The sequence below is a fragment of the Microbacterium sp. LMX7-1.2 genome, from assembly GCF_040675935.1.
Classification (GTDB): domain Bacteria; phylum Actinomycetota; class Actinomycetes; order Actinomycetales; family Microbacteriaceae; genus Microbacterium.
On record NZ_JBEGIL010000001.1, the window covers coordinates 595,780 to 611,531 of the forward strand.

At 69.2% G+C, this 15,752-nt stretch carries 35 protein-coding genes; all 35 read left to right on the forward strand.

All coding sequences use genetic code 11. The annotated features are described in order from the left end of the window. The first annotated feature begins 15 nt into the window (after positions 1–15). The 35 genes from MRBLMX7_RS02960 (at position 16) to MRBLMX7_RS03130 (ending at position 15,736) form a co-directional block, all read left to right on the forward strand. On the forward strand, positions 16–336 hold the full coding sequence (locus MRBLMX7_RS02960) for a hypothetical protein (RefSeq protein ID WP_363366121.1): 321 nt from the start codon (positions 16–18) through the stop codon (positions 334–336). Continuing rightward, complete coding sequence (locus MRBLMX7_RS02965) at positions 336–476, forward strand: hypothetical protein (RefSeq protein WP_363366122.1); 141 nt, start codon at positions 336–338, stop codon at positions 474–476. The genes MRBLMX7_RS02960 and MRBLMX7_RS02965 overlap by 1 nt, the downstream gene beginning before the upstream one ends. Beyond that, positions 473–1,069: a hypothetical protein gene (locus MRBLMX7_RS02970; protein WP_363366123.1), complete on the forward strand. Its 597-nt coding sequence runs from the start codon at positions 473–475 to the stop codon at positions 1,067–1,069. The genes MRBLMX7_RS02965 and MRBLMX7_RS02970 overlap by 4 nt, the downstream gene beginning before the upstream one ends. Beyond that, positions 1,066–1,377, forward strand: coding sequence for a hypothetical protein (locus MRBLMX7_RS02975; protein ID WP_363366124.1), 312 nt, complete (start codon positions 1,066–1,068; stop codon positions 1,375–1,377). Before MRBLMX7_RS02970 ends, MRBLMX7_RS02975 begins: the two co-directional genes overlap by 4 nt. Beyond that, entirely contained in the window at positions 1,377–1,682 is a 306-nt protein-coding gene (locus tag MRBLMX7_RS02980; RefSeq protein ID WP_363366125.1) for a hypothetical protein, read from the forward strand. The genes MRBLMX7_RS02975 and MRBLMX7_RS02980 overlap by 1 nt, the downstream gene beginning before the upstream one ends. Continuing rightward, complete coding sequence (locus MRBLMX7_RS02985) at positions 1,682–1,930, forward strand: hypothetical protein (protein WP_363366126.1); 249 nt, start codon at positions 1,682–1,684, stop codon at positions 1,928–1,930. Before MRBLMX7_RS02980 ends, MRBLMX7_RS02985 begins: the two co-directional genes overlap by 1 nt. Further along, positions 1,927–2,805, forward strand: coding sequence for a PD-(D/E)XK nuclease-like domain-containing protein (locus MRBLMX7_RS02990; RefSeq protein ID WP_363366127.1), 879 nt, complete (start codon positions 1,927–1,929; stop codon positions 2,803–2,805). The genes MRBLMX7_RS02985 and MRBLMX7_RS02990 overlap by 4 nt, the downstream gene beginning before the upstream one ends. Continuing rightward, positions 2,802–3,740: a phage recombination protein Bet gene (gene bet, locus MRBLMX7_RS02995; RefSeq protein WP_363366128.1), complete on the forward strand. Its 939-nt coding sequence runs from the start codon at positions 2,802–2,804 to the stop codon at positions 3,738–3,740. The genes MRBLMX7_RS02990 and bet overlap by 4 nt, the downstream gene beginning before the upstream one ends. After that, positions 3,737–4,030, forward strand: coding sequence for a hypothetical protein (locus MRBLMX7_RS03000; protein WP_363366129.1), 294 nt, complete (start codon positions 3,737–3,739; stop codon positions 4,028–4,030). The genes bet and MRBLMX7_RS03000 overlap by 4 nt, the downstream gene beginning before the upstream one ends. Continuing rightward, complete coding sequence (locus MRBLMX7_RS03005) at positions 4,027–4,272, forward strand: hypothetical protein (protein ID WP_363366130.1); 246 nt, start codon at positions 4,027–4,029, stop codon at positions 4,270–4,272. Before MRBLMX7_RS03000 ends, MRBLMX7_RS03005 begins: the two co-directional genes overlap by 4 nt. Beyond that, positions 4,269–4,559, forward strand: a complete 291-nt coding sequence (locus MRBLMX7_RS03010; protein WP_363366131.1) for a hypothetical protein — start codon at positions 4,269–4,271, stop codon at positions 4,557–4,559. Before MRBLMX7_RS03005 ends, MRBLMX7_RS03010 begins: the two co-directional genes overlap by 4 nt. Next, complete coding sequence (locus tag MRBLMX7_RS03015) at positions 4,549–5,022, forward strand: hypothetical protein (RefSeq protein WP_363366132.1); 474 nt, start codon at positions 4,549–4,551, stop codon at positions 5,020–5,022. The genes MRBLMX7_RS03010 and MRBLMX7_RS03015 overlap by 11 nt, the downstream gene beginning before the upstream one ends. Next, the gene (locus tag MRBLMX7_RS03020) at positions 5,022–5,219 is read left to right on the forward strand and encodes a hypothetical protein (RefSeq protein ID WP_363366133.1); all 198 of its coding nucleotides are present in this window, start codon (positions 5,022–5,024) and stop codon (positions 5,217–5,219) included. The genes MRBLMX7_RS03015 and MRBLMX7_RS03020 overlap by 1 nt, the downstream gene beginning before the upstream one ends. Next, complete coding sequence (locus tag MRBLMX7_RS03025; protein WP_363366134.1) at positions 5,212–5,643, forward strand: hypothetical protein; 432 nt, start codon at positions 5,212–5,214, stop codon at positions 5,641–5,643. Before MRBLMX7_RS03020 ends, MRBLMX7_RS03025 begins: the two co-directional genes overlap by 8 nt. Then, positions 5,640–5,804 (forward strand): hypothetical protein, encoded by a 165-nt coding sequence (locus MRBLMX7_RS03030; RefSeq protein WP_363366135.1) that lies wholly within the window; start codon positions 5,640–5,642, stop codon positions 5,802–5,804. The genes MRBLMX7_RS03025 and MRBLMX7_RS03030 overlap by 4 nt, the downstream gene beginning before the upstream one ends. Beyond that, on the forward strand, positions 5,801–6,055 hold the full coding sequence (locus MRBLMX7_RS03035; RefSeq protein WP_363366136.1) for a hypothetical protein: 255 nt from the start codon (positions 5,801–5,803) through the stop codon (positions 6,053–6,055). Before MRBLMX7_RS03030 ends, MRBLMX7_RS03035 begins: the two co-directional genes overlap by 4 nt. Further along, positions 6,052–6,450 (forward strand): hypothetical protein, encoded by a 399-nt coding sequence (locus MRBLMX7_RS03040; RefSeq protein WP_363366137.1) that lies wholly within the window; start codon positions 6,052–6,054, stop codon positions 6,448–6,450. The genes MRBLMX7_RS03035 and MRBLMX7_RS03040 overlap by 4 nt, the downstream gene beginning before the upstream one ends. Further along, positions 6,447–7,061 carry a hypothetical protein gene (locus MRBLMX7_RS03045; protein WP_363366138.1) on the forward strand — a complete coding sequence of 205 codons (615 nt, stop codon included), beginning with the start codon at positions 6,447–6,449 and terminating at the stop codon, positions 7,059–7,061. The genes MRBLMX7_RS03040 and MRBLMX7_RS03045 overlap by 4 nt, the downstream gene beginning before the upstream one ends. 83 nt (positions 7,062–7,144) lie before the next feature. Beyond that, the gene (locus tag MRBLMX7_RS03050; protein WP_363366139.1) at positions 7,145–7,282 is read left to right on the forward strand and encodes a hypothetical protein; all 138 of its coding nucleotides are present in this window, start codon (positions 7,145–7,147) and stop codon (positions 7,280–7,282) included. Positions 7,283–7,344: 62 nt separating this feature from the next. Further along, the gene (locus tag MRBLMX7_RS03055) at positions 7,345–7,755 is read left to right on the forward strand and encodes a hypothetical protein (protein ID WP_363366140.1); all 411 of its coding nucleotides are present in this window, start codon (positions 7,345–7,347) and stop codon (positions 7,753–7,755) included. Next, the gene (locus MRBLMX7_RS03060; RefSeq protein WP_363366141.1) at positions 7,752–8,294 is read left to right on the forward strand and encodes a hypothetical protein; all 543 of its coding nucleotides are present in this window, start codon (positions 7,752–7,754) and stop codon (positions 8,292–8,294) included. The genes MRBLMX7_RS03055 and MRBLMX7_RS03060 overlap by 4 nt, the downstream gene beginning before the upstream one ends. Before the next feature lie 187 nt (positions 8,295–8,481). Then, positions 8,482–8,964 carry a hypothetical protein gene (locus MRBLMX7_RS03065; protein WP_363366142.1) on the forward strand — a complete coding sequence of 161 codons (483 nt, stop codon included), beginning with the start codon at positions 8,482–8,484 and terminating at the stop codon, positions 8,962–8,964. Beyond that, positions 8,961–9,767, forward strand: a complete 807-nt coding sequence (locus MRBLMX7_RS03070) for a hypothetical protein (protein ID WP_363366143.1) — start codon at positions 8,961–8,963, stop codon at positions 9,765–9,767. The genes MRBLMX7_RS03065 and MRBLMX7_RS03070 overlap by 4 nt, the downstream gene beginning before the upstream one ends. A 32-nt stretch (positions 9,768–9,799) precedes the next feature. Next, on the forward strand, positions 9,800–10,600 hold the full coding sequence (locus MRBLMX7_RS03075) for a hypothetical protein (RefSeq protein WP_363366144.1): 801 nt from the start codon (positions 9,800–9,802) through the stop codon (positions 10,598–10,600). Beyond that, a complete protein-coding gene (locus tag MRBLMX7_RS03080) occupies positions 10,597–12,048 on the forward strand; it encodes a DNA cytosine methyltransferase (RefSeq protein WP_363366145.1) in 1,452 nt (483 codons plus the stop codon). Before MRBLMX7_RS03075 ends, MRBLMX7_RS03080 begins: the two co-directional genes overlap by 4 nt. Next, positions 12,048–12,506, forward strand: a complete 459-nt coding sequence (locus tag MRBLMX7_RS03085) for a hypothetical protein (RefSeq protein WP_363366146.1) — start codon at positions 12,048–12,050, stop codon at positions 12,504–12,506. Before MRBLMX7_RS03080 ends, MRBLMX7_RS03085 begins: the two co-directional genes overlap by 1 nt. 145 nt (positions 12,507–12,651) lie before the next feature. Then, positions 12,652–12,783, forward strand: coding sequence for a hypothetical protein (locus MRBLMX7_RS03090; RefSeq protein ID WP_363366147.1), 132 nt, complete (start codon positions 12,652–12,654; stop codon positions 12,781–12,783). Between the two features lie 174 nt (positions 12,784–12,957). Further along, on the forward strand, positions 12,958–13,260 hold the full coding sequence (locus MRBLMX7_RS03095; RefSeq protein ID WP_363366148.1) for a hypothetical protein: 303 nt from the start codon (positions 12,958–12,960) through the stop codon (positions 13,258–13,260). 47 nt (positions 13,261–13,307) lie between these two features. Continuing rightward, on the forward strand, positions 13,308–13,601 hold the full coding sequence (locus MRBLMX7_RS03100; protein ID WP_363366149.1) for a hypothetical protein: 294 nt from the start codon (positions 13,308–13,310) through the stop codon (positions 13,599–13,601). Positions 13,602–13,634: 33 nt separating this feature from the next. Then, positions 13,635–13,997, forward strand: coding sequence for a hypothetical protein (locus tag MRBLMX7_RS03105; RefSeq protein WP_363366150.1), 363 nt, complete (start codon positions 13,635–13,637; stop codon positions 13,995–13,997). A 53-nt stretch (positions 13,998–14,050) separates the two neighbouring features. Beyond that, a complete protein-coding gene (locus MRBLMX7_RS03110) occupies positions 14,051–14,344 on the forward strand; it encodes a hypothetical protein (RefSeq protein ID WP_363366151.1) in 294 nt (97 codons plus the stop codon). Further along, a complete protein-coding gene (locus MRBLMX7_RS03115) occupies positions 14,341–14,499 on the forward strand; it encodes a hypothetical protein (protein ID WP_363366152.1) in 159 nt (52 codons plus the stop codon). The genes MRBLMX7_RS03110 and MRBLMX7_RS03115 overlap by 4 nt, the downstream gene beginning before the upstream one ends. Then, complete coding sequence (locus MRBLMX7_RS03120) at positions 14,499–14,732, forward strand: hypothetical protein (protein WP_363366153.1); 234 nt, start codon at positions 14,499–14,501, stop codon at positions 14,730–14,732. The genes MRBLMX7_RS03115 and MRBLMX7_RS03120 overlap by 1 nt, the downstream gene beginning before the upstream one ends. Continuing rightward, positions 14,729–15,076 (forward strand): hypothetical protein, encoded by a 348-nt coding sequence (locus MRBLMX7_RS03125; RefSeq protein WP_363366154.1) that lies wholly within the window; start codon positions 14,729–14,731, stop codon positions 15,074–15,076. The genes MRBLMX7_RS03120 and MRBLMX7_RS03125 overlap by 4 nt, the downstream gene beginning before the upstream one ends. A 348-nt stretch (positions 15,077–15,424) precedes the next feature. Then, positions 15,425–15,736, forward strand: coding sequence for a hypothetical protein (locus tag MRBLMX7_RS03130; protein ID WP_363366155.1), 312 nt, complete (start codon positions 15,425–15,427; stop codon positions 15,734–15,736). Positions 15,737–15,752: the final 16 nt, after the last annotated feature.

Genomic DNA, 15,752 nt, shown 5'->3' on the forward strand with positions numbered 1-15,752 from the left:
GAAGGGATGGGGAACATGGGGAACAACGTCGACACGGTCGCCGTGAAGAAGGCGCAGATCGCACTCTCGCCCGAGGTCGTCCGTCACACGCTGTGGTGGTTCGGCGACCGCTCGTACGGTCAGGAGCCCGGGCACTTCGTCACACGGCTGCTGAATCTGATCTCGGCATCCGACCCGGAGAACCGCGACAAGCTCTCGAACGAGTACCCGGAGTACGTCCAAGCGCACGGCGTCGTCGCTCGCGAAAGCTGGGGTCTCGACTTCCTGCTCTCCCTCGCGAAGGATGCCCAGCGCGACGAGGCGGCCGCTCGACGCGCCGCCGGAGGGCTCTTCTGATGCGCGCCGATCAGGTCAGCGGCCCTGTGCGTCTCCCCGAGCTCGCGCCGTCGCCGCTGCTGCGCGGATGGGCGCTCGTCGCTCTCCTCTCGGGCGTGGGCGCCGCGGTGCTCCTCGCCGTCGGGATGGTCGTCTCGTGAGCGCCGTGCTCGGCGTCGACCCGTCGCTGACCGTGTCGGGCTGTGCGCTCGTGCAGTGGGAGCCGGACACGACGCCGCTGTGGGAGACCTGGCGCGGCCGCACGTCGCCCGCGGAGGTCGAGAACGCGGAGACCAGCCGCCGGCGGATCCGAAAGATGCTCGCCGAAATCCTCGCGTTCGTGCCGCCGCGGCTCACGCTCTCGGTCGTCGAGGGACCCGCGATGGGCGCGAAATACACGCCGCTCGCCGACGAGCGCGCCGGCCTCCGCTGGATGCTCGTCGACCAGCTCTGCGCACGGGGTCCTGTGGTTCTCCTCACGCCGAACACGCGGCAGGTCCTCGCGCACAGCGATTCGATCCCGCGCGGCACGACGTCGACGGTCCGCAAGGGCCTCGTCCTGAACTCCGTCCGGCTGCTCGTGCCCGAAGCGCACGTGCCGGACCACAACGTCGCGGATGGCGTGGCACTCGCACGGGCTGGGGCACACGCCGCCGGCCTCGAGGCGCCGTACACCGCGAAGCAGATCTCGGCTCACGCGAAGGTCGCGTGGCCGATCGACAGCGAGCAGCAGCTCGCGGGAATGGGGAAATGAACATGGACATCAAGCCGACCAGCTTCGCCCGCGGAGTGCCCAAGGAGGAGCGCAACGGGTTCTTCGGGCTCGAGCAGGACCTCATCGAGTCCGTCGGGAATCCGCAGCCGATCGTCGCGATCGTGACGTACACGCTCGACGAGGTCGTGACGAAGACCCTCGCGGGCGAGACGTACCCAGTGGTGAAGGCGATCTCGATCGAGCCGCTGCACGACCCCGCTGCGATCACCGCCGCTTCGAAGCTCCGCGACGCCGCCATGAAGCAGCGCACGGGCGTCGAGCAGCTCGACCTCCCGGAGGTGGACTGATGGAGCACGAAGCGCAGCACCCGCAGGCCGGTCAGACGGTGCAGGTCGAGTTCCGTGGTGGCGGTCACCCTCAGGTCGAGGGATCCGCCGACGGTCCTGTCGACTTCGTCGTCGAGGACTGGTGGGACCACCTCACCGGCAAGTCGTGGATGTTCTCGGACGGGAACCCCGCGGTGATCGACTACTCGATCCGCTCGGGCATGAACGGCCTGCCCACGGACAACGAGGTCGTGTACGGGAAGGTCGGCGCGTTCGGCTACCTCGTGCACGTCGACGAGATCGTCGGAAGCGGGGTGACGGCCTGATGGGCGTCCAGTACCTTCCCGGCGCGACCCTGCACCCGCGCCTCCTCGCTGACCGCGACCCGGCCTTGAACACCGAGCGTCGCCGCATCGCGGACCGTCGGCGGGGTGGGGCGCGCGAGCTATTCGCGTTCCTCGCCCCGATGGTCCTCGCGTCACGTCCGCGCATCGTCGTCGACGAGGGCACGCCGCGTGAGCGCGTCGTGCTCGGCCGCGCGACGTTCCGCAACGTGCTCGGAGAGATCCGATGAGCGCCCTCGCCCGGATGGAGCCTCCGGAGGTGATCTCCGGTCAGCTCATCGAGGGGCTTGACGAGGAGGAGTACCACGCGCACCATGCGCTCTCCACGTCCGGGATGAAGCATCTTCTCCGCTCGCCGAAGCACTTCCTGCTGTCGCGGGAGGAGGAGCGGGCCCCGAAGCCCGCGTTCGACGAGGGGCACGCGATCCACGAGCGCGTGCTCGGCGTCGGTGCTCCTATCGTGCAGATCCCCCGCGACCTGTTGTCGGCTGACGGTGGGGTCCGCACGAAGGACGCGAAAGCGTGGGTCGACAAGGCCCGCGCCGAGGGGAAGGTGCCGCTCAAGCCGCCGGTGTTCTACCGGATCACGCGTGCCGCTGACGCGGTCTTGTCGAACGCGAAGGCGAAGTCGCTGCTCGAGCGCCCGGGCCTTTCCGAGGTGTCGCTGTTCGCGCAGGACCCTGTGACGGGCGTGCAGCTCCGGTGCCGGTTCGACCGCCTCTCCGACGTCGGACTCGACGTGAAGTCGACGACCGACGTGCGGCCGCGGAAGGTCACGAACACGGTGATCGACTTCGGATATGACGTGCAGGCGTGGGTCTACCGGTACGTGTACCAGCTCGTCACGGGCGAGGAGCTGCCGCCGATGCACTTCATCTTCGTGGAGAAGGAACCGCCGTACGAGGTGCGCGTCGTGCGCCTCGCAGACCCCGCGTGGGCTGTCGGCGGCGAAGCGAAGGCACGCGCCGCGATCGACCTGTTCGCATGGTGCATGGAGCACGACCGCTGGCCTGGCGACGACGAGGACGGCGGTCCAATCCAGGATCTGCCCGTGCCGGCCTGGTATGAGCGGCAGATGGACGCGCTCACGGAGGACGTCCTGTGACCGCCGCGCTGATGCCGACGAGCACCGATCGCACCGAGTGGACTGACGAGGAGGCCGCGGTCGTCGAGGCTGCGGGGCTCGTGTTCATCCACCAGTACGGCGAGAACAAGGGGCAGAAGGTCCTCGCGCCGCGTCCGGTGATCGCGAAGTTCATGCACATCTGCGAGCGCACGGGTCTCGACCCGCTCGCCCGCCAGATCTACTGCATCGGCCGCTTCGGGTCCGATGGGCTCGAGTGGTCGGTGCAGACCGGCATCGACGGCTTCCGGGTGATCGCGGAGCGCTCGAAGGTGTACGCCGGCCAGGACGAGCCGGAGTGGCTCACGAAGGATCACGGGTGGGTTCAGGCGTTCATCAAGGAGCTGCACGGCGATCACCCGCTCGCGGCCCGCGTGAAGGTCTACCGCCACGACTGGGACCGGCCAATGGTCGGGATCGCGACGTGGGACGAGTACGCGCAGACGAAGCGCAATGGCTCGCTCACAGCGATGTGGGAGCAGCGCGGTCCTGGGCAGCTCGCGAAGTGCGCGGAGGCTCTCGCATTCCGGAAGGCGTTCCCGCAGGACCTCTCGGGTCTCTACACCGACGAGGAGATGCAGTCACAGGACGTCGAGATCGGCGAGGGAGACACCGAGGGTGCCGCCGCTCCTCGTCGCCGTCGCGGCATCCCGACGCTCGCCGACCGTGCGCGCGCCGCCGAGGAGGAGGCTGCCGCGGCAGCCGATCCGGCACAGCCCGACGTCGTGGACGCCGAGCTCGTCGACGAGGAGCCCGTCGCGGATCCCGAGACGACGGATGCCGCGGCGGAGACCGAGGACGGGCATGTGTGCTCGCAGTGCGGTCAGCCGCGCGCGGGCGAGGAGGGCGGCATCTGCGGCCCGTGCGAGGACGAGATCGAGGCGGAGATCGCCACCGGAGAGGAGCAGGAGTCATGAGCAAGCAGACCTCCCATGCAGACGCCGCGCGCGCGATGCTCGCGACGGTCGCGTCAACGGCAACCGAGGCCACGGGCGATGCCGAAGTGCGCATCGTCCTCCGCGAGGCACAGGTGCATGCGACGCTCGCGCTCGTCGAGCAGCAGCGCATCGCGAACCTCATCACGCTGGGACAGTTCCGCGTCGCACCTGACGATGTGGCGCATTTCCGTCACATCGTCGCGCAGCCGAAGGACGACTACACACTGCAGGTCAGCCCGCAGATCGCGGAAGCGCTGGGCCTGTCATGACCCTGGTCCAGGTGCTCGCCGTCGCGAGCGAGTGCGAGGGGTACGCGTGCCCGCCGGAGCACTCGGTGCCGATCTCCGAGGCCATCGTCCGTCGGGTGCCCGAGGGTATCGAGCGGGCTGTCGACCTCCTGGCGGCGACGGGCGGCGATCTCTGGTTCCTGATCGGCGGTCTGGTCGTCTCGGCGGTCCTGTCGATCGGCGGCGCCGTGCTGCTCACTCGTCGAGGGAGGTCCGTCCGATGAGCGTTCCCCTGGTGCGCACTCAGCACGGTGCGATCCTCGGCGTCGACTGGCGTGCCGAGAAGGGCGCAGTGCCCGGACCTGTTCCCGCGACCGAAGTGATGCCCGGTGACGGGATCCGCCTCGCGAACGCCGCGCCGACGGTCCTGTGGGTCGAGCACGTCCAGGTCGTGCGGGTGTGCGTGCGGACGGCCGGCGGCGCGGAGATCGTGATCGAGCGTGCACCGGGGGATCTCGTCGACGTCGTGGAGATCGGGCGATTCGAGCCGGAGGTGTCCGATGGACGATGAGCTCACTCCGGTGGTGTGGCCGAACGGCGACCAGGTCGACTTCGATTCGATCGAGGCGTACGCCGAGGATGCGCGCCGGATCGCGGAGTCGAATCTCGACGACGGCGTGGTGCGCGGTCCGGACTGGGTTATCGCCGAGCTCGAGCTGATCTCGGCGCACGCGGCGCGGATGGTGCTCGTCATCATGAACGCGGAGACCCTCAAGCGGCGGACCGCGACGAAGCTCGCGCGTGCGAAGGCGAAAGCCCGGATCGCGCATGCCCGGAAGGTTCCGACGTTGCAGACCGCGCACATCGTGGTGGACACGGCCGAGCTGCAGGACGAGTACGACGTCGCGGTCGCCGCGTTCGAGTACGCGCGTCGCGTCGGGAACCTCCTCGCGGGCTACACGACCCGCGTGCAGTCGATCGGCCGTCAGGTCGAGATCACGTACTCGCTCGCGGGTGCAGGACGGAGCCGGTGATGGGCGTCACGAAGAAGGAAGTCATCAGTGTGGACTGCGGTGCGGATCCGCGATCGCTGATCGCTGCTATCGGTCAGGCGCCGGTCGGGTCTCACATCGTCGACCTTGAGGTGATTGAGCCCGTGCCCGTGTGGGACGGATCAATCCTCGGCCCGGGCACCGTACGGCTGACGTTCGAAAGGCCGATCGATGGCTGACGTCACGGCATCCGACCGCGCCGCGGTGAAGCACCGCGATGGGTCACGGTGCGCGTCATGCGGGTCCGACGTCGATCTGACGATGCAGCACCGGGCGCGGGTCGGGCAGGGCGGTACGTCGTTCCGTGTGGGCCGCGCGGGGCTCCTCACGGCGTGCATGGTCTGCAACGGCGAGTACGAGCACGGAAAGCAGACGCAGGCGCTCGTCTACGGCTGGAAGATCCGCGCATGGGTGACCGCGCACGTCGTGCCGGTGTTCTACCTCTCTCGCGGCGTCTGGGCCGTGCTGGGGACGAAAGGCGGCGTCCGGGTGATCTCACCCGCTGACGCCGTGGTGATGATGCGTGCCGTCTACGGGGCGCAGTGGGATGCCTGGGCGCGCGAGCTGCCTGTCCAGGTCGGACTGGAAGGGGTACGGGCATGAACCCGGGAGAAGTGATGATGTGGGCGCTCGTCGTGCTGGTCGTGGCCGTGGTGCTGACGATCGTCGCGCTGTGCATCCTCGCCGTCGTTGGTGAGGTGCAGGAGGTGCGGCAGAAGCGCCGCGAGCAGAACGTCCTCGACGGGCGAGGGGGCGCGCGATGACCGTGCAGCGCGAAGTCACGCTCAACCTCGCGGCCGCCGAGATGAACGACGAGTTCGGCGTCGACGTGGACTTCATGGGTGCCCGCGAGGCTCTCACGACCGCCGAGGCACGGGAGTTCGCCGAGGAGATCATCGCCGCCGCCGACGAGGCGGACGCCGCGGCGATCGACCACGCCGGCCGACCGATCGAGCCCGCAGCGCACGACCTCCTCGACCGCGTCGGATCTCGATTCGCTGAGGACTCGCCATGAGCTCGGGGATGGACGCCGATCGTGTGGGGATGATCGTCGCGTGCCTGCAGCTCGAGGGCCCGGAGGCGATCACCGAGTGGTCTGAGATGAATGTCCGGACGCAGGAGGACGCGCTGAACTTCGCGATCTCGCTGACGGCGATCGCGGCGTCGTGGATGGTATCGGCACTGCCGCTCCCCGAGGGCGCGCTGTACGCGGTCCCTCCGGGGCTCACGTGCCGTGCCGACGCGGATGCGCACCGCGCGGTCGTGATGGTCGCGAACAACGAGCACGCGTCGGCGTCCGCGCTGCTGCAGGGCGTCGTAGAGCGCGGCGACCTCGTGTCGGTCATCATCCACCTCGTCGAGTTCGCACGCGCCGCGGTCCAGGGAGACACGTCGGCGGTGACGCTGTGATCGTCGACCTCGAGGTGTCGCGCTGGGTGCGCCGGTTCGAGTGGCATCTCGACCAGCTCCCCGGCATCCTCGAGGTGCTCCGCGCCGACTCGAGCGGGATCAAGGCCGCTCGCCTGTCGGAGCGAGTCAGCGGGGGCGGCGGACCAGCGCGGCTGCCCTTCAACGTCGACCTGGTCGACACGACGGATGACCTGTGGGCCGCGGTCATCGAGTACACGGTCGAGGTCGCCGAGCGTCTGGGCGAGACCGTCACCGACGCGGTCACCTGGCGGCGCTCTGGCGCGGCCGTAGGGCTCTCAGCGGCGGTCACCGGCTACCAGGCCCGGGTGCTCGCGTTCGCGGTCGTCAGATGGCTCACAGAGCGCTCTGAGCAGATCTCCGGACTGCCGATGAACGACGCCGAGGATCACCTGTTCGGGATGATCCGCCGGCTGCGGGTGCAGTACATGCTCGCACCCGTCGAGCGCCCGTCACGGCGCCGCACATGCGAGGCGTGCGGAGAGCGTGCCGTCGCTGGCGAGTGGTTGTCAGACGCGCTGGGTCGCGCGGTGCTCGTCGTCGAGTGCCGGGTATGCGGCGAGCAGTACGACTCGGAGGCGCGTGGTGCGTGATGTGGCTGACGTACAGGGAAGCAGCGCGGCGGGTGCGCCGGTCGAAGGACACGGTGCGCCGGTGGCGGCGGCAGGGGATGCCGATGCGGTTCGACGACAGGGGTCGCCGGATCGTGCAAGAGAAGGTGCTGCTCGCGTGGTGGCGCGGGCGGATGAAAGCGGATCCGGTGTACCAGGCGCGAGTGCGCGCACTGCTCCGGGCGGAACAGGAGGAATCGTGAAAGACAACAAACCCGCTGCGGCGTGCGGACTGGTCCGGCGTCGAGGAGAAGGGCTCGTCGCGATGAGCGCCGAACAGGTCGACGGGCCCACGGGCGAGACGTTCCTCGGGCACGTCCTCGGAGCGTTCACTCTCGCGGCTGATGCTGCTGGTGGTGTGGTCCTGGGGGCCGACTGCCGCGATGGAAAGCACGCCGCGTGCATCGGGGACGCGTGGGACATCCTGCGCGACGAGGCGACGCCCTGCACGTGCCCCTGCCATCACGTCGAGCTGTCCGAGACCGAGCGAATTCACGTCGCTGTGCTCGAGGAGATCCTCGGCGAGGCCGTGGAGGTCACGAGCCGCGGCGTGATCCAGCTCACGGCAGCGCAGGCCGAGCGAGCAGCGACCGTCTGGGGTCCTGAGCTGCCGGAGAACTTCGACGTCGACGGTGCGACGTGGTGCGGCATCCCCGTCGAGGAGGTGAAGCCGTGAACGACTACAAGAAGGGCGACACGGTCGTCGTCACACGCGACGGTTACGGGCACTACGCGTCCGGCGGTGGCGGCGCCGGCTATGTCGTCGGCGAGGAGCTAGTCATCACGAGCACACGCTCGATCGCATCCGGCTACCTCAACGTGCGCCCCGCCCCTCCCGGGGACGGCATGGTGTTCCGGATCCCGACGGACCGCGTGCGCCCGGTCCCACGGATGATCGGCGAGATCCCCGCCGGCGGCATCTCCCCCGAGGATCCCCGGATCGCGTGGCTGTTCGAGGACGCCGGTCGCATGGCCGACCGACTCGGGCTCTGCGCCGACTACGACCGCCTGTGCGACGCGCTCGGTATCCCCGGCCGCGTCCGCACGTTCACGGTCTCGCTGCTTTCCGGCGACGGGATCACCGTCACCGCCAAGGTCGAGGCCCGGAGCAAGCGCCTCGCCGAGCAGCGGGTGCGTGAGCGCCTCAGCGGCGGCACGGAGACCGCGGCGCCGCTCGTACTCGAGGCATCCCGTCTCGCGGAGGTCGAGTCGTGATGACCTTCCACGCCAAGCACCCCGACCGCTGTGCCGGATCCTGCGCCGAGCCGATCGAAGTCGGCGACGAGGTCGAGTACATCGACGACCAGCTCGTGCACTTCGGTTGCACCCCGACAGCCGAGCCCGAGCCGCGACCTATCTGCCCCGACTGCTTCCTCGAGATCCCACTGAACGGAGTCTGCTCATGCGCATCATGACCGTACGGCCGCCCTGGTCGAACCTCATCATCAACCACGGGAAGGACGTCGAGAACCGCTCGACGAACATCGCAGGCACCTACCGCGGCCCCGTCGCGATCCACGCGGGTCTCCGCCAGATGCCCGCCGGTGACCGCGCATGGCACATCGCGTCCGCCGCCGGCATGGACACAGACCGCTACGACGGCGAGGAGCTGCACCTTGGACACATCATCGGCGTCGTCGACCTCGTCGACGTGCACGTGGGTCCTGAGTCCGGCGGCGGCTGCCACAAGCTCAACAGCCCGCTGCCCGTCACCCCGACATACGACCTGTGCTCACAGTGGGGCGAGGCGGGCTCCTATCACCTCGTTCTCGCGAACCCACGGGCGCTCGAGCAGCCGATCCCCTACCGCGGGCGGCTCGGCCTCCGCACGTTCAACGCGACGACGGATGCCGAGATCCTCCGCGCGCTCGAGGCGCTCTCGTGAGTGCCACGGCGAAGGGTTTGATCGCGGCGCTGCAGCGGCACCATGAGCCGCCGAAGCACAAGCCCGTGGGCGGCTACCTCGTGACGGAGATCCAGGCGCCCGAGTCGACCCGGCGCGCGGATGCGCTCTGGCTGCCCGTGAACTCGGCGCAGCGTGGCCGCATCGTCGGCTACGAGACGAAGGTGTCCCGCGCCGACGTCGTGCAGGAGCTCCGCGACCCGATGAAGGCCGACGCGTGGCTACAGCACTGCCATGAGTGGTACCTCGTCATCCCCCACACGTCGATCATCACGGGCCTCGACATTCCCGAGGAGTGGGGAATCCTGACGCCGCCGACGAGCGAGCGTCGCCGCAGCATGATCGTCGTCCGGAAAGCGCCCGCCCTCAACCCGACCGGGGACCCCCGCGCCGCGTTCTCGACCGTCCTCGCCAAGCTCGTCTACGGCGGCGAGTCCATGCAGGCGAAGATGACCGCGGCCGAGAACCTCTCGGCCTGGCGGCACGAGCGCATGCAGGAGATGAACCGCGAGCTCGAACGGCTCCGGCTCGCTTCAGGCGAGTCCACCAGCGACAAGCTCCGGGTGAGCGAAGTCCTCGAGGCGATCAGCGCTCGCGCCGACGAGCTCGGAATCTCCTGGCGGGTCCGATGGGAACTCGACGCCGCGAAGCTCGCCGACTACGTCGTCGGGTTCATGGCGACCGAGGATCCGAAGGACTACACCCTCGCCGCCCTCGACGACGCGATCAAGGAAGCCACGAAGCGCACCGACGCACTGCGCACCGCAAGAGAGGCGCTTTCATGACCGCGCGCTCCTGCGCTTGGTGCCGTCGACCGATGCCCGCCGGCATCCGCTCCGACGCGATCTGCTGCTCGGTTCGCTGCCGTCAGGCCCGTCACCGGTTCGTCGGCGGCGTGGGCGTCGCGCCCGACGTCGGTACGTTCTCGCTGCGCCTCGCCTACGCCGACCCGCCCTACCCCGGACTCTCTCGCCGCTACTACGAGGGCCACGACGACTACGCGGGCGAGGTCGATCACGCACGTCTCATCGAGCAGCTCGACGCGTTCGACGGCTGGGCGCTGTCGACGTCCGAGCGAGCACTGCACTACGTGCTCGGGCTGTGTCCCCGCGGCGTGCGTGTCGCATCGTGGCATCGCGGCGAGCGGGCCACGCGTAGCGGAGGACCTCTGAACGCGTGGGAGCCGGTGATCTACTTCGGCGGCCGGAAGGATCCGTCGCGCTTCACCACGGCCGCGCACGACGCGTCGCCCCTGCAGACCGTACGCGTCGCGGATCCGGACACGTCGCGTGGCGATCGCCGACACCTCGAGCCGTCGCTCGTCGACGACCGACACGTCGCGAGGATCCCCGCGACGTCTGACCCGTCGCCCGAGTACTCGAGACGCATCGACGTCCTGCAGTACCGTCCCGGAGTCCGCACCACAGACCCCGGCCGTGTCGTCGGCGCGAAGCCGCCCCAGTTCGCCCGGTGGATGTTCGACCTCCTCGGCGCCGAACCGCAGGACGAGCTCCACGACCTGTTCCCCGGCAGCGGAGGCATCCAGCGCGCCTGGGACGTCTTCTCGACTCGCGTCGGCGATCGCACCACGACGCCTCTCCTGGAAGGTTCCGCATGACCCCCACAATCGCCGCCGTCGACCACTTCGCGGGCACCGGATGGTCGGTCGCCTGCCGCTGGCTCGGGATCGTCGACTACGGCGTCGAGATCATGCCCGAGGCGATCCGCACGCGCCGCGCCGTCGGCTTCCGCACGATCTACCGCGATGTGTGGGCGGGCCTGCTGCACGCCTGGCTCGTGCCGTTCCACGACCTCTACATCGCGTCGCCGCCGTGCCAGACGTTCTCCGTCGCTGGTCGCGGGACCGGGCGGAAGGCGCTCGACATGGTGCTCATGCTCATCGCGTCGGGTGCGTGGAAGAACCCCGAGAAGCTCCGCGCCGCCGGTGCCGACCTGGGCGACGATCGCACCGCGCTCGTGCTCACGCCCCTCGCGCACATCTGGGCACACCGCCCGCGCCTCGTCACTCTCGAGCAGGTGCCGACCGTCCTGCCCGTGTGGGAGGCGATGGCCGAGGTGCTCCGCGGCCTCGGATACTCCGTCTGGACTGGGAACCTGCAGGCGGAGCAGTACGGCGTCCCGCAGACCCGCAAGCGCGCGATCCTCATGGCCCGACTCGACGGCCCTGTCGCGCCGCCCGTGCCGACGCACTCGCGCTACTACTCGCGCGACCCCGAGCGCCTCGACCCGGGCGTGCAGAAGTGGGTGTCGATGGCCGAGGCCCTGGGCTGGGGCATGACCGGCCGCCCGTACCCGACTGTCGCGAGCGGCACCGAAGGCGGCGGCACCGACCCGGCCGCGCTCGGCGGATCCGGCGCGCGCAAGAACGTCTACGCCGAACGCGCCGCGGGCCGCTGGTCGCCGTCCGGCGACGCTGACAATGACCGCGAAGGCGGGATCCTCCGGCTGCAGGCTGCCGACGCCTCTGCGCTGCAGACGTTCCCCACTGCGCGGAAGCGCATGGGGGCGGGCATGGTCGAGCGCTATGGTGACCGCCCGGGGCGCTCTGCTGACGAGCCCGCCTTCACCATCCGTGCCTCCGCTGGTGGGCAGGAGCCTGGTGGGTTCGTCTTCGAGTCCGCGGAGGGTATGGCGCGGAAGATGCGGCCCGAGGAGGCCGCAACTCTGCAGTCATACCCGGCCTGGGCGTTCGATCGTCCCGCGACGACGGTCGCCGGTGACTCACGCATGTGGGCCCCTGGCCACAAGGTCAATGCCGCCGACATCGCGCGACTCGGCGAGGAATCCGCTCGCGAGAAGTACGGCGACCGCGCAGGTAGCGGCTCGTATCGCATGGAGGTCGCGGAAGCTGCGACCTTGCAGACCTACCCGGAGCCGTTCCCGTTCCAAGGCTCGAAAGGCAAGCAGTTCCTGCAGATCGGTAACGCGGTCCCGCCCCTGCTCGCCTACGCGATCCTGAGCGCCCTAGTCGCCCCGACTGAACGCTCACGACCCGTCCATCTCGCGGATGAATGGGACGCCGTGTTCGCCGAGGCGGGCTCGTGATGCCCCTCCTGAGCACGTCATCCATGACCGGTTCGCTGTTCTGGCGGCAATCGCGGGATGGCGATCCGCTCGGTCTGGCTCTCTACCGGCGGCACTACTCGAGTCGCCGCTACGCGGACGGCAGAGATCCAGCGCTATTCGTCGGCCCCGGACACAAGCTGGTACTCCTCGGGCACGAGGACGACGCTCTGTTCGTCTGGCGGAAGTTCATCGATGCATCCGGTCAGCAGGGGATCAACTGTTCGGTGTTCCGCAACGAGTCACCGCACCTTGCCTCCGCGATGATCCTTGACGCCGAAGACTGGGCCGCCGACCGCTGGCCCGGAGAGCGGCTCTACACCTACGTGAACCCGCGGCGCGTCGCCTCCCCGAATCCCGGCTACTGCTTCAAGCGCGCGGGCTGGCGGGAGTGCGGCCAAACTGCGAAGGGTCTCATCATCCTCGAGAAGATCACCTGATGGCCAACGTCACGCACGCCGCGACGTCCGTCGCGAATCGCGCATACTGCGGGCGCAAGGAGCCGGGGACGAAGGTCTGGCACGCGGTCACATGCCGCGAGTGCCTGGCCGCCCGACGAGCCGACCTCGCAGCGAAGGGACGATGATGGCCGACCACTACCCCGTGCTCGTCGAGGTCGCGGCCTACTACGAGGACCTCGACTTCTGGACCGACGAGCTACAGCTCCGCTGCGGATGCACGACCGCGCTCGAGCACGACTTCGGCCACGCGTCCTGAAACACGCCGCGTGTCGTGTTTGACACGCGTCCGTTGCACTCCCCTACCTTGAGAGTGCGGACGTTTTCGGGATCACCCTTGGGACGTCCGTTCTTCATTTCTGGTTCCCCTTCCCCCGCCGGGGCGACTTCCCCAGAGTCGCCCCGGCTCCCCCGGTCTGGCATACTCGCGACCATGTCGATCCCTGGTGCAGTCTCCCGCCCCTCGAACCCGAAGCTCGCACGGGTCTTCGACGACGCGATCCGCTCCGGCCGCGAGGTCCGCTACGCCGACGAGACGTCGGTCGTGATCTACCAGCGCAACCAGTGGGGCTGCGGCGGGATCATCCTGCTGATCCTCCTGGGGATCGTGACTGCGTTCATCGTCCCGATCATCCTCCTGATCCTCGGCGCGTTCGCTCCGGGCGGGCAGGTCATCACGTACACGCTGCAGCCGAACGGCCGCGTAAAGGTGAAGCGCCGCGCCGCGCGCAACTGATCCCACCCTCCAACCCCTAGCGCCGTGCCGGCGCGTCGGGAGGTCTCATGCCTCCCCGCGATACCGGCCGGCGCTTTCGTCGTCTCAAGGGCGAGTTCCGCACCGAGTGCGAGCGTGATGACGAGCCGTGCTGGTTGTGCGGTCAGCGCATCGACTACACGGTCCCGGACTGGTCGACCGACGATTCGTTCTCCCTCGACCACTACTTCCCCGTGTCGACGCATCCGCATCTGCAGACGGATCCGGCCGGGTTCCGCGCCGCGCACACGGACTGCAACCGGCGCCGGTCGAACCGTGCGCCGCACCCTGGTCTCGGCCGTGTCTCGCGGTCGTGGTTCTGACCCTGCCCACCGATCGAAAGAGAGCACCCCATCATGCTCGTGTCATCTGTCACCGTTGCCGAGGTCGACCTTCCCGGCGACCCGACCGTCCAGCTCCTCGGCGATCATGCTGTGCACGCGACCGACTGGCTCGCGCACCAGCTCGCCGCGATCGTCTCGCACGCCGCACCGATGCACGCGTGGATGACCGGTGAGGGGTTCGTGATCGTCACCGAGACGCGCACCGACGACTCCCCGACGTACGCCGTGGAGGTCGGGCTGCACGTCGACGGCACCGCACCCGACGACGACGCCGTGTCGCTCGCCGCCGCGGCCGCCGTCCTGCTGCGCATTCAGCAGCTCGGCATCGCGGGCGACACTGTCAGCCTGTCGACGACCGCACTGCGGGCCGTCTGATGGACGACCGGCAATGCGACAACCCACGGTCACACGAACGCCACGTGTGGACGATGGAGTACCCGCGGCAGACGCCCGAGACTCCTGGACTCACGCGCGACTTCCAGTGCGCCGGTCGACGCGGCGCTGAGGTCGGTGTGGGTCATGTCTCGCCGAGCCCGCAGATCCGTGCGCTGATCGTGGACGCCGATGTGCGCGAGCGCTGGTGGCACAAGGTCGACCCCGTGCGCCGGCAGACCACGAACATGGTCGCGGCGCTCGACGCCGACGGGTACGTGGTCATCGAGCCGGGGCTGTTCTCCGAGCTCATGGAGGCCGCGGGCTGGACGCCGGGGAAGGCATCGTGAGCGCGCCCGTCAACGTCACGCTGCGCGTCACTACCAGCGACCCCGAGATTGTCGCCCGCGCTGCCGAGCACTTCTCGCGCGTCGCCGCCGGTCTCGCGCTCGAGGGCGTCCACTCGTTCATGATGTGCGGACCCGACGACGAGGAGATCGACTGATGACCGAGAAGCAGCCGCTCACGATCACGCTCTACGCACGCGTCGGTGACTCCGAGGTGCTGAACGAGATCGGCTCAACGAACGCCGTCGCCGAGGTCGGGCCCCTCGAGCCGAGCGCCGACGCGGCCGCCGATGCCGGCGCGCAGGTCACCCTCGATCTCGCGGGCGTCCTCCGTGAGATGGCTGACCAGATCGACGCCCGCTCGTCATCCACCGAGGCGGGCAGCTCGTGACGTCCGTCCTCTGGGTGCGTCACCACATGCGCATGGTCGCCGGCCTCCCGTGGTGGATGCGCCTCTACGAGATCGCCCGCCTCCTCCGCATCCGGTCACGCATCACTCGGCAGCACCGCGTGTCCGATCCCGCGTGCCTCTGGTTCGCCGGCCACGGTGTGGTGCGTCGGGTGCTCGGTGTCCGCGTCCCGAGCATCCGACGGCTACGGTTCGACCGCGCCCGCGGCCGTGCTTGCGCCGCATGCACGCCGAAGCCCGAGCGCTACCCGCTGCCCGCACCGATCGCACGCCACGTCGTGCAGCTCGAGGATGAGTTCACCGAGTGGGTCAGTCGTGCTCGGTAACCAGGAAGTCCCGTGCGACGTCGTCGGCTGCCCATCATCCGCCGTCGTCGTCCTCGCATTCCGCGGGATGCCCGGCCACGTCCACGTCTGCCGCCCTCACGAGATCATCGACCGCGAACACGGCGACGTCGTCGCATCCGGCCCGCTCCCGTGCCCAGGCTGCGCAATGGGACCCCTCCCCCTCTACGTCGCGACCCCGCCGACCCTCTGAGGGGAGGGGGCGTGAACGCCGCCAGGAGGCCCGACCGACGCCCACTCCCGCCTGCACCTGTCCTCTCTCCCCGACCCTTCTGGGCGGGGTTTCTTCACGTCTGGGGGTCTCTCGTGGCTCAGAAGCACCTCCGTGCGGTGAACAAGGTCATCAAGGCGGCCGAGCTGGACTGTGACGGTCTGGATGCCGCTCTCGTCGAGTTTCTGCGTGATTCCGCGCGTCAGATCGACTCGAAGGGCATGGATGGGGTCTCTGCGGCCCTGATATCGGCGTATCTGTCCGCTCAGAAGGATGTTTCGCGCGCTGTGGCGCGCAAACCGGCCAGAATCCCGCCCGAACCGGCACCCGAGGAGCCCTCTGAGGCCCCGGATGCTGGCACCGAATCGGACGCCTCCGAGGGGGCGACGGTCACGAAGCTCGACGCGTTCATGCAGCGGCACACCGCCTAGACGCGCAGGGGTGGAG